The sequence below is a fragment of the Aequoribacter sp. genome (assembly GCF_965659035.1).
Classification (GTDB): Bacteria; Pseudomonadota; Gammaproteobacteria; order Pseudomonadales; family Halieaceae; genus Aequoribacter.
Genome location: NZ_CBFHWH010000083.1, coordinates 1 through 9,207 on the forward strand (window position 1 = coordinate 1; position 9,207 = coordinate 9,207).

The following is a 9,207-nucleotide window of genomic DNA, read 5'->3' on the forward strand; positions in this document are numbered from 1 at the left end:
CTCGAAAATGCGCGGCATTTTTGAGAGCGCGAATAGTGCGGATTTTTCGCTTTTTTGTCAAGCCTTTCAGGTGTTTTTCACGCTGACATTTTCTCGTACTGCTTCTACAATACCAACCTCTTCGGTCTGAGTTTGCTTGTTATGTCTACTGCATCTTTATCGCTATTAGAGCAGCGCTTTGCGAAGCTGCGCGCGAATAAACTATTCGAGCTTTCGGTGATCGCTATTATCGTTTTTTCTGCCTTGATCATCGGCGTTAAAACCTATCCTTTGCCAGCATGGACACAGCCCGTGATTGTCGGCCTAGACTGGGCAATTACCTTATTCTTTTTGGTTGAAATTAGCATTCGGTTCTTAGGTGATCCTAGTAAAAGGACATTTTTCAAGAATGCTTGGAATGTCTTCGACACGGTCATCGTAGTGGTCAGTCTTATTCCTATTGAGGACTCCGAATTGGCCTTGATTGGGCGTTTGGTGCGCATTTTCAGAGTGCTCAGGATGGTATCCATCATCCCAGAGTTGCGGACCCTGTTGACCTCATTGTTAGTCGCACTGCCACAGCTGGGCTATGTGATGCTGATGATGTTTATTATTTTCTATATTTACGCCGCCGTGGGCGCCACGTTTTTTGCAGCAATTAATCCCGAGCTTTGGGGCGATATTGCCATCAGTATGCTCACTTTATTTCGTGTGATGACCTTTGAGGATTGGACTGACGTCATGTATGAAACGATGTCGGTGTATCCGCTGAGCTGGGCTTACTATTTGAGCTTTATATTTCTGTCTGCCTTTGCGTTTTTGAATATGATCATTGGTATTGTCGTGAATGTCTTGGAAGATGAGCACAAAAAGATTGCGGTAGCCGAGGCGGAGGCGGCAGGGGAGCCAACCTTGCGGGATTTAAAGGCAGAGCTAGCGGAAATTAAATCGCTGCTGCAGGCGCGCTCTGAGGTGCCTTAGGGGGGGCAGTGATGGCTAAGTTGGTAACATCTAGCCCTTGTGCGCTGTGTGGTGCTCGCAGGCAGCTGACCTTTCATCACCTAATCCCGCGCAAACTACACAGGCGGACAAGCTTCAAAAAGCACTACAGTCGCGAGGACTTGAACAGGGGGATTGATATCTGCCAGCCTTGTCACCGTGGTCTTCACAAGCTCTATGATGAAATGGCCCTGGGCAAGCGTTTGTATACCCTAGAGTTGCTGCTGGCGGATGATGCGGTGCGGCGGCACGTTCAGTGGAGTGCAAAGCAAAAGCGTTAGTTTACTTTGCGTGGCGTAGTGGTGCGCCTTGGATCAGTGGTGGAATTAGTGTCAACTGAGGCCGCCGCTCGATGCGGCAGCCTCACCAGGTCGCTATACGTTGAAGCGGAAGTGAATAACGTCGCCGTCTTTGACGATGTAGTCTTTGCCCTCGAGGCGCCATTTGCCGGCCTCTTTTGCGCCGGCTTCACCTTTGTACTGAATAAAATCGTTGTAACCAATAACCTCAGCGCGGATAAAGCCTTTTTGGAAGTCTGTGTGAATGACGCCCGCCGCCTCGGGGGCTGTCGCACCCACTTTAACCGTCCATGCACGAACTTCTTTGACGCCGGCGGTAAAGTAGGTCTGTAAGCCCAAAAGCTGATAGCCGGCACGAATCACTCGATCAAGTCCGGGTTCTTCCATGCCAAGATCTGCCAAAAATTCGGCGCGCTCGTCGTCTTCAAGTTCGGCGATCTCGGACTCTAATTTATTGCAAATTACGACCACAATCGCGTTCTCATCTGCCGCAATCGCTTTTACTTGGTCGACGTATTCATTGCCGTCAACACCTTCCTCGTCGACATTGGCGATGTACATGGTTGGCTTAACCGTGAGTAAATGCAGCGTTTTCACCAAGGCTTTCTGGTTGTCATCCAAGGTCAAAGCGCGAACGGGCTTGGCCTCGTTGAGGTGGGGCAGTAACACGTCCTCCAAAAGGGCTTTCATCGCGACCGCTTCTTTATCCCCACTTTTTGCCGTGCGCACCACTTTTTGCAGTTGCTTCTCGCAGCTCTCTAAATCTGCCAGCGCCAGTTCGGTGTTAATCACCTCGATGTCCTCGGCAGGGTTTACCTTGTTGGCAACGTGAATCACGTTGTCGTCGGAAAAGCAGCGGACAACGTGCGCGATGGCATCGGTTTCGCGGATATTTGCTAAAAATTGGTTGCCTAGGCCCTCACCCTTCGAGGCGCCAGCGACTAGGCCGGCGATATCCACGAACTCCATCGTTGTGGAGACTTCGCGCTCAGGCTTCACCAGCTTAGAGATTTCGGTTTGTCGAGGGTCGGGCACAGGGACTACGCCGGAATTTGGTTCGATGGTGCAGAAGGGAAAGTTCTCAGCATCAATGCCGGCTTTGGTGAGCGCATTAAAAAGTGTAGATTTGCCGACGTTAGGTAATCCTACTATGCCGCATTTAAAACCCATATTGAGTATCCTTTAAGCTACTTGACTGCAATGCTGTGCAGTTGGTTCATGGCTTTAGCGAGGTCATCAGCAAGCACGTAAGTCAGTGCTTGCTCGGCCTCGTGAATAATTTGTTCGATGGCGGTTTTGTCGCCTTGGTCGGGCTTGCTAAGCACGTAATTACTGACAGCTTTGGCGTGGCCTGGGTGTCCAATGCCGATGCGAAGCCTCAGAAAATCTGACTTGTTACCTAGCGCTGGGATAATATCGCGCAAACCATTATGGCCGCCGTGACCTCCGCCGTCTTTAAAGCGAGCAATCCCGGGGCTTAAATCGAGTTCGTCGTGGACAACAAGCACTTGCGTGCTTTGCAGTTTGTAAAAATTTACCGCGGCTGCGACCGATTTGCCACTGCGGTTCATAAAGGTGTCTGGTAATAACAGTAATAGCTCATGCGAGCCAATCACTATTTTGCTGGTGCGGCCAAAGAGTTTGGAGTCGGATTTCCACTGGCCATTGTGATGTTTTGCTAGGCTCTCTACAAACCAAGACCCGGCATTGTGCCGGGTCTGGTCATATTGGGTGCCGGGGTTGCACAAGCCCACTATCAAGCGAATCGTCATGCTGCGCAAGCCCAGTAAATAAAGCGATTACTCGCTGTCAGCTTCGTCCGAGCTGTCACCTGAGGCTGCCGCGCCACCTTTAGGTGGTGTTACTGAGGCAACGGCCAGGTCGTGGTCTGCGCCTAGGCTTAATGCAACCGAGGTTACGCCTTTAGGAAGCGTCAGGTCAGATAGGTGAACGATTGCGCCCACTTCGACATCGGCCATGTCGACCTCAATAAACTCAGGGATGTCTTTGGGTAGGCACGATACTTCGATTTCAGTCATCTGGTGTTGAACCATGCCGCCACCAATTTTGACGCCTTTGCAGGTGTCTTCGTTGGTAAAGTGCAGGGGCACCTGTACTTTAATGGCTTCACCCGCCACAACGCGCAAGAAATCTAAGTGCACCACTTTGTTGGTGGCAGGGTGGCGCTGCAGGTCTTTCAGTACCGCACTTTCGGTGTGATCACCAAAATTCAAGGTCAAAACGTGGCTATAAAACGCCTCGTTTTCCAGTGACTTTTCGATGTCTTTTGATACAACCGATACGCTTACTGGGTCTTTGTGACCGCCGTAAACAACACCGGGTACAAGGTTCTCTAGGCGACGTAGGCGGCGGCTCGCACCTTTCCCTATATCGCTTCGAGCAGATACTGCTACTTCAAATTGATCAGACATAGTCTTCTCCTTCATAAACTTCTTAAGTACCTGCGACCGATACGAAAGAAGGGCTCAAAATACGCTGTTACTCGAACAGCGCGCTAATCGATTCTTCATTGCTGACTCGACGCATGGATTCTGCGAGCAAGTCAGCGATGGTTAGCTGGCGAATTTTGCCAAGGGCTTTGGCGTCGTCCGTCAACGGTATGGTGTCGGTCACAATCAACTCGTCTAGGCTGGAATTTCGCAGATTCTCGATTGCCTTGCCCGACAAAACGGCGTGTGTGCAGTAAGCGACTACCTTGATGGCGCCACGCTCTTTTAGCGCATCAGCGGCCTTGCAAAGCGTTCCTGCTGTGTCGACCATGTCATCAACCAGCAAGCAGGTGCGGCCTTCTACATTGCCGATTAGGTTCATGACTTGTGCTTCATTGGCTTGGGGGCGACGCTTATCGATAATGGCGAGATCCGCATCTCCTAACTGTTTGGCGATAGCGCGCGCACGCACAACACCGCCAATGTCCGGCGACACCACAATCAAATCTTTGTAGCCGCAAGCAACAATATCGCTGTTAAGTACCGGCGAGGCGTAAATATTGTCAACGGGGCAGGCAAAAAAGCCCTGTATTTGCTCCGCGTGAAGATCGACGGTAAGCACGCGGTCCACGCCAACGTTGACGATCATGTCGGCAACCACTTTGGCTGAGATAGGTACGCGAGCAGACCGTACGCGTCGGTCTTGACGGGCGTAGCCGAAATAAGGAACGACCGCGGTGATCCGTGCCGCCGACGCTCGACGCAGTGCGTCGATCATAACGACCAATTCCATCAGATTGTCGTTGGTCGGCGCGCAAGTGGGTTGTAGTATAAACACATCTTTGCCGCGCACATTTTCGTTGAGCTCGACGGCGATTTCGCCATCACTGAAGCTGCTAACTGTGGCATTTCCAAGAGATAAATACAGGCGGCTTGCAACCTTACGGGCAAGATCTAAATTCGCGTTGCCCGCAAAAACCATCATTCTAGTGGACACGTTGCTTCCTCTGGGTGCTGATTGGGCGATGATGAGTTCGCACAAAAATGGCTGGGGTGGGAGGATTCGAACCTCCGAATGCCGGGATCAAAACCCGGTGCCTTGCCGCTTGGCGACACCCCAGTTATTCGTTTATTTCAGTGCAGTAACGATGGGTGACTGGTTCACACCCTGTGCCACAAAGGCCCGACTGCCTGCTGGAACTTGCTGCGCTATTTTAGCCGCTTGTGCCCTAGATTGACACTCTAAAAATACACAACTTCCGGTTCCAGTGAGCCGCGGCGTTCCATATTGGCCAAGCCATTCAGCGACAGCTTTGACCTCTGGAAACTTCTGGAAGACAACGCTTTCGCAGTCGTTCCGATACCGCCCCTCAAAAAAGGTCGCTATTGTGATGGCGGGCGTGTCTCGTGTCAATTCCTTAGTTTGAAAAATTTCAGCGGTCGCAATCGAAACTTGGGGCTTTACTACCAAAAATACCTTTTCTGGCAAGTTGACTGAGGTTAGGTGTTCGCCAATACCCTCAGCCCAGGCGCTGTGGCCGTGCACAAAAACAGGAATGTCTGCGCCTAATTCGCGACCAATCTTCGCCAATGTGTCGGCTGTTAAGTCCAGTTTCCAAAGTTTGTTGAGTACCAAAAGCACACTTGCAGCATTCGAGCTGCCCCCGCCAAGGCCTGCTCCGTCCGGGATGTGTTTATCGATTTCGATGTGCGCTCCCAGGTCGAGCTTGTCAGTGTGGGCCCGCAAGGCGAGAGCTGCTTTAACGGCAAGATTGCGCTCGGGTGCGAGCGGTATCTTGGGACAAGTCAGAGTAATCTCAGCTGATTGGTTCGCTCTAATGCGAATGTCATCGCCCCAATCAAGTAGTTGAAACACCGTTTGTAGGTTGTGATAGCCGTCGCTGCGTTGGCCGGTAATGTGCAAAAACAAATTGAGTTTGGCGGGCGATACACCCTCGAATGCAGTCTCGTTTGCGGTCATTTTTGCGGCGTCCAACGCACAATGAATATTTTTAGGGTGTTGCCACTCTTATGCGATAGGCGAAGTTTTTGGGGCAAGCGGACACCGTGTTGTTCTTGCCACGCGCTAACCTCTAAACGCCAGTCTGGTGTTTGGGTCTGGGCAGCGTCGTTACCCAGTAGCCAGTCGGGAAGCAAGTGTATGGGTAGCAATACGTCATCGTCCAATTCGAGATTACCCTGATCTAGCCAAAGTCTACTGTCGCCGTTCTTGGTGCTCATATCGCAATAACGCAGATTGCAGTCTATGCGACTTTTGCCAATGCCAAAGGCGCCGCTAAGCTCTCCACTTAGCAAGCCCGGCGTATAGTCAAAATGGGCATAGCCCGAGCCCGATTCTTGCGGGCCAGAAAAGGCAATTTTGGTGTCCATTGACCAGCGGGTAGCATCTGTGGCTGCGGGTGTTATGGGTTGCTGGGCGCAAGCACTCAGCCATAGCGTCAACAGAGCAGTGAGGAGCTTGCGCATTATTGGGTGGCGAGCAATGCAGGTTGCAGACGTTTCAGTGTGTCAATCAGCGCCTGATGTTGCGGAGCCGCCTCTATGGCAGCCGTCCACAATTTGGTTGCCTCTTCGGCTTTGCCCATCGCCATCAGTACTTCGCCGAGATGGGCGGCGATTTCGGGGTCTTCCATTTGTTGGTAGGCTAATTGTAGCTGTTGCTCTGCCTCCTGCAGGCGGCCAAGTTTGAACAAAACCCAGCCCATTGAGTCGAGGATGGCCGGCTCGCCCGGCGCCAGCTCAAGCGCCTTTGAAATCAGTTCGAAGGCTTCTTCGTAGCGATCGGTTTGATCCGCTAAGGTATAGCCCAGTGCATTCAGCACAGTCGCGTTGTTCGGGCTGATCGACAAAATGATGCGAAGGTCCGCCTCTAGCTGGGCCAAATTCCCCAGCCGTTGGGCGGCCATTGCTCGGGCGTAGCGCAATGACTCGGAGTTGGGATATACCGTTAGCGCTTTGTTGAGAAGCTCCACGGTTGCTTTGTCTTCCTCGGCCGTGCTGAGGACCTGGGCTTCGAGCGCGAACAGTTGTTCGCCTCGGCGAGGGAAACGAGTGCGTTGGTTTTCTAAATAGGCATGCAACTCTTCGAGCTGGTTTGTTTGCAGCAACATGGCGGCCACGCGGCGGCTGGCGATTAAAAAGTGCTGGCCATCGCCTACTTGCTGGTAGTGATCCATCGCGGCTTGTAATGCGCCTTCTTGCTGGGCTATTTCGCCCAAATAATAGTGGGCTTCATCGATAAGTTGCTCTAGGGCCAGGCACTGGCGCAGGTAGGCTTTGGCGGCAAGAAAGTCATTAAGCTCTTTGTTTAGCAGCGCCAAGGCCATTAGGTACTCCCCTTTACGAGGGTGGTCGGCCGACAAAATTTCGTATTGCGTGCGGGCCGCCGATACGTCGGTGCCCGCCAGTAATTGCGCATAGTGTTGGCGCAGCGCTTCGTTATTAGGATTGGTTTTTACCGCTTGGGCCAGCCCTTCGAGCGGGCTCTCGTGTTTAAGACTCAGTTGCAGGCGGGCCTGTAGCATAAGGGCTTGAATGTTTTGGGGTTCAGCCGCCAGTAATTCGTTTACAAAGGTCAGCGCGCGCGCGTTATCGCCATCTTCTGCGGCCATCAGTGCGCGAGCAAAGGTCAAGGAGCGCTCTTGTGAGCCATCGAGAGTGGCATCGATACGTTGTTTTAGAATTTCACGTTCGGGAGAACTTAGGTCGGGGTAGGCTCTTGCTAGCATGCCGAAGTCAACGATTGCACCTTCTTGTGCAGCGTCGTAAAAATAGTCAAAGGCTGTAGCCCCGGCTCCACGTCGCAGTGCTAAGATGCCCGCTAGGCGTCCCGCCTCGGGGTTGTTTGGCTCCTGCTCCAGCCAGCGTTTTACCAGCTCAGATACGGCAGATTCGTCACCCAAGAATTGCGCTATGCGAGTGGCGCGCGCTGAAACCTCTACGTCATCAACTTGTTTTGCTAGGTCTTGGTATAGGCGTAAAGCTTGCCGGTAGTCGCCTTGGCGTAAGGCAAACTCAGCGAGCAAAAAATCATACACCAGCTCATCGGGTATAGGGACTTCCCGACGAATGATTTGAGGTTCTATCGCACTTACGGTATCTGCAGTCGCTGCAGCAATCGGCTGCTGTACGGGCGCCGAACTGCAGGCGGATAATAGGCCTGCTAACACTGTGACAGAGATAATTCGTCTCATCGCCGATTCTCGATACGTTTTGGTCAATAATGCCACAATAATAGGGTAATCCCTAGGCTGTGTCCCACGTTCGTAGGGCAGAGTACGAAGGAATTTGTGATAGACTTGCGCGCTGTTGCAATGTCGCTGTGTACGAGTAGATCAGATGTCCGTGTTGTTGATCGGTTTAAACCACAATTCCGCCGCCGTTTCGGTGCGCGAGCGTGTGGCGTTTGGTCCTGACCAGCTTTCGGACGCGGTGCAGCAGTTGGCGTCTTTACAAGACAGCGAAGCCAGCATTCTATCCACGTGCAATCGCACGGAATTGCTGCTGGCACGCGATTCGGAGTCGCCGCTTGAGCCGGAGGCCGTGATCCAGTGGCTGCACGAGTACCACCAGTTGCCGGCTGGTGAGCTTGAAGGCCATCTTTATTCGCACACGGATGTCGATGCGGTGGGGCATATCATGCAGGTTGCCGCAGGCTTGGATTCCCTCGTACTTGGCGAGCCGCAAATTTTGGGTCAGCTGAAATCGGCCTATGCCCTGGCGCGTGAATGTGGCACGGTGGGTGCGGTGCTTAATAGGCTGTATCAGCGCGTATTCGCTGCTGCTAAACGCGTGCGCACCGAGACCGCGATTGGTGAAAACCCTGTGTCCGTCGCCTACGCTGCAGTCGATTTGGCGGGCCGCATCTATGAGTCTATGGCCAGTGTCAATGTGTTGCTAGTTGGCGCCGGTGAAACCATAGAGTTAGTGGGTACTCACCTGCGTCAAGCGGGCGTAAATCGGATGCTCATTGCCAATCGAAGCCTCGATCGCGGTCTAAGTTTAGCCAAGCAATTAGGTGCAGAGGCCTGTGTCTTGGGCGATTTGCCTGAGGTTTTACCACAAGTCGATATTGTCGTGTCATCGACGGCAAGCCAATTGCCGATTATCGGTAAAGGTTTGGTCGAGACGGCGTTGCGGAAACGGCGTCATGAGCCTATGTTATTCGTTGACATCGCGGTGCCTCGCGATGTGGAATCCGAGGTTGCCGAACTGCACGATGTGTACCTGTATACGGTAGACGATTTGCGCGATATTGTTGACCAAAATAGGGCGCAACGTGAAACAGAAGCGAATAAAGCTCGCGAAATTCTTAATCAAGAACTGCTGCTTTATACTCGCAGTCGACGAGCCGATGCGTCAAAGCCATGGATTAAATATTACCGCGATCAGGCTGTTGCACTGACCGATTTAGAGCTTGAACGGGCTCGAAAAGAGCTTAGCGCAGGCGCCGACCCTGA

General features: G+C 52.5%; 10 protein-coding genes and 1 tRNA gene. 3 read left to right on the forward strand and 8 right to left on the reverse strand.

Features of this window, described 5'->3' with window-relative positions:
* Positions 1-141: 141 nt before the first annotated feature.
* Both ACTF5Z_RS10055 and ACTF5Z_RS10060 read left to right on the forward strand, forming a co-directional pair.
* Positions 142-960: an ion transporter gene (locus tag ACTF5Z_RS10055; RefSeq protein ID WP_438985514.1), complete on the forward strand. Its 819-nt coding sequence runs from the start codon at positions 142-144 to the stop codon at positions 958-960.
* 11 nt (positions 961-971) lie between these two features.
* Entirely contained in the window at positions 972-1,259 is a 288-nt protein-coding gene (locus ACTF5Z_RS10060; protein WP_438985515.1) for a hypothetical protein, read from the forward strand.
* Positions 1,260-1,352: 93 nt separating this feature from the next.
* On the opposite strand, the gene ychF is transcribed toward ACTF5Z_RS10060, so the two are convergent.
* From ychF to ACTF5Z_RS10100, 8 genes are all read right to left on the reverse strand, one after another.
* A complete protein-coding gene (gene ychF, locus ACTF5Z_RS10065; protein WP_438985516.1) occupies positions 1,353-2,447 on the reverse strand; it encodes a redox-regulated ATPase YchF in 1,095 nt (364 codons plus the stop codon).
* Between the two features lie 17 nt (positions 2,448-2,464).
* A complete protein-coding gene (pth, locus tag ACTF5Z_RS10070; RefSeq protein WP_423848725.1) occupies positions 2,465-3,049 on the reverse strand; it encodes an aminoacyl-tRNA hydrolase in 585 nt (194 codons plus the stop codon).
* Between the two features lie 27 nt (positions 3,050-3,076).
* On the reverse strand, positions 3,077-3,709 hold the full coding sequence (locus ACTF5Z_RS10075; RefSeq protein ID WP_438985517.1) for a 50S ribosomal protein L25/general stress protein Ctc: 633 nt from the start codon (positions 3,707-3,709) through the stop codon (positions 3,077-3,079).
* Between the two features lie 67 nt (positions 3,710-3,776).
* Positions 3,777-4,709: a ribose-phosphate pyrophosphokinase gene (locus ACTF5Z_RS10080; RefSeq protein ID WP_423850270.1), complete on the reverse strand. Its 933-nt coding sequence runs from the start codon at positions 4,707-4,709 to the stop codon at positions 3,777-3,779.
* A gap of 63 nt (positions 4,710-4,772) precedes the next feature.
* Positions 4,773-4,847 (reverse strand) — tRNA-Gln (locus ACTF5Z_RS10085).
* A gap of 9 nt (positions 4,848-4,856) precedes the next feature.
* On the reverse strand, positions 4,857-5,708 hold the full coding sequence (ispE, locus tag ACTF5Z_RS10090; protein WP_438985518.1) for a 4-(cytidine 5'-diphospho)-2-C-methyl-D-erythritol kinase: 852 nt from the start codon (positions 5,706-5,708) through the stop codon (positions 4,857-4,859).
* The gene (locus ACTF5Z_RS10095) at positions 5,705-6,214 is read right to left on the reverse strand and encodes a lipoprotein insertase outer membrane protein LolB (protein WP_438985519.1); all 510 of its coding nucleotides are present in this window, start codon (positions 6,212-6,214) and stop codon (positions 5,705-5,707) included. Before ACTF5Z_RS10095 ends, ispE begins: the two co-directional genes overlap by 4 nt.
* Positions 6,214-7,941, reverse strand: coding sequence for a tetratricopeptide repeat protein (locus tag ACTF5Z_RS10100; protein WP_438985520.1), 1,728 nt, complete (start codon positions 7,939-7,941; stop codon positions 6,214-6,216). Before ACTF5Z_RS10100 ends, ACTF5Z_RS10095 begins: the two co-directional genes overlap by 1 nt.
* A 145-nt stretch (positions 7,942-8,086) precedes the next feature.
* Between ACTF5Z_RS10100 and hemA the strand changes: the two genes are divergently transcribed.
* A partial coding sequence (gene hemA, locus ACTF5Z_RS10105; protein WP_438985521.1) for a glutamyl-tRNA reductase occupies positions 8,087-9,207 on the forward strand: 1,121 nt, incomplete at its 3' end.

What these genes read in the sequence shown, in the direction of transcription:
- ACTF5Z_RS10055 (WP_438985514.1), top strand. Translation starts at nt 142, where the DNA reads ATGTCTACTGCATCTTTATCGCTATTAGAGCAGCGCTTTGCGAAGCTG.
- ACTF5Z_RS10060 (WP_438985515.1), top strand. Translation starts at nt 972, where the DNA reads ATGGCTAAGTTGGTAACATCTAGCCCTTGTGCGCTGTGTGGTGCTCGC.
- ychF (WP_438985516.1), bottom strand. Translation starts at nt 2,447, where the DNA reads ATGGGTTTTAAATGCGGCATAGTAGGATTACCTAACGTCGGCAAATCT.
- pth (WP_423848725.1), bottom strand. Translation starts at nt 3,049, where the DNA reads ATGACGATTCGCTTGATAGTGGGCTTGTGCAACCCCGGCACCCAATAT.
- ACTF5Z_RS10075 (WP_438985517.1), bottom strand. Translation starts at nt 3,709, where the DNA reads ATGTCTGATCAATTTGAAGTAGCAGTATCTGCTCGAAGCGATATAGGG.
- ACTF5Z_RS10080 (WP_423850270.1), bottom strand. Translation starts at nt 4,709, where the DNA reads ATGGTTTTTGCGGGCAACGCGAATTTAGATCTTGCCCGTAAGGTTGCA.
- ispE (WP_438985518.1), bottom strand. Translation starts at nt 5,708, where the DNA reads ATGACCGCAAACGAGACTGCATTCGAGGGTGTATCGCCCGCCAAACTC.
- ACTF5Z_RS10095 (WP_438985519.1), bottom strand. Translation starts at nt 6,214, where the DNA reads ATGCGCAAGCTCCTCACTGCTCTGTTGACGCTATGGCTGAGTGCTTGC.
- ACTF5Z_RS10100 (WP_438985520.1), bottom strand. Translation starts at nt 7,941, where the DNA reads ATGAGACGAATTATCTCTGTCACAGTGTTAGCAGGCCTATTATCCGCC.